Source organism: Actinopolymorpha sp. B9G3 (genome assembly GCF_040120725.1).
Taxonomy (GTDB): Bacteria; Actinomycetota; Actinomycetes; order Propionibacteriales; family Actinopolymorphaceae; genus Thermasporomyces.
Genome location: NZ_JBEEAB010000093.1, coordinates 1 through 592, shown reverse-complemented (window position 1 = coordinate 592; position 592 = coordinate 1). Strand labels below are relative to the sequence as shown.

At 63.5% G+C, this 592-nt stretch carries 1 protein-coding gene; it reads left to right on the top strand.

The window, feature by feature from the left end:
• The first annotated feature begins 301 nt into the window (after nucleotides 1-301).
• The gene (locus tag ABNF93_RS34730) at nucleotides 302-520 is read left to right on the top strand and encodes a DinB family protein (protein ID WP_349332513.1); all 219 of its coding nucleotides are present in this window, start codon (nucleotides 302-304) and stop codon (nucleotides 518-520) included.
• The last annotated feature ends 72 nt before the right edge of the window (nucleotides 521-592 follow it).

Genomic DNA, 592 nt, shown 5'->3' with positions numbered 1-592 from the left:
TCCAACTACCTGACATCGGTGGTCCCTGGCCGGTGTACGCCGACCCGGTGGGTCATCCATTCTGCCTGTGTTCGCCAAGCCAGTGACTACCTCGGCCAAACGGACTCCGGTCACTGGTGTAGTCCGCCACGAGCGACCTCCCGCCCGACGTACCTACAAGCGAGCGTCACCTACGCATGAGACGTTGGCGTCGCGCCGCCATCGTCCTACCTGTTCGTAAGCGGATCGACTTCTGTACGTACCAGGACGCGTGTAGAACTCACGGCGGGGGCACCCTCAGCCGACCACCGACGGAGATGTCATGAACCCCGTTCCCACGCCGCCGTTCACCGCATCCATCGAACGAGCGAGTCCGAACCGCCTGGCCGGTGAGCGCGAGATGCTGACCGGGCAGCTCGACTACCACCGGGCGACGCTGCTGCACAAGCTGGACGGCCTTGACGACGTGCAGCTACGCCGGCAGATGACTAGGGCGTGTCCCGTAGATCTTGGGTTGGTGGGTCGCGGAGCCAGATTCTGATCGATGCGATGTCGATTGTGCCGCGCCAGATGTAGTCGCGTTTGTCGTATCGGGTGGCAACGGCGCGATAGC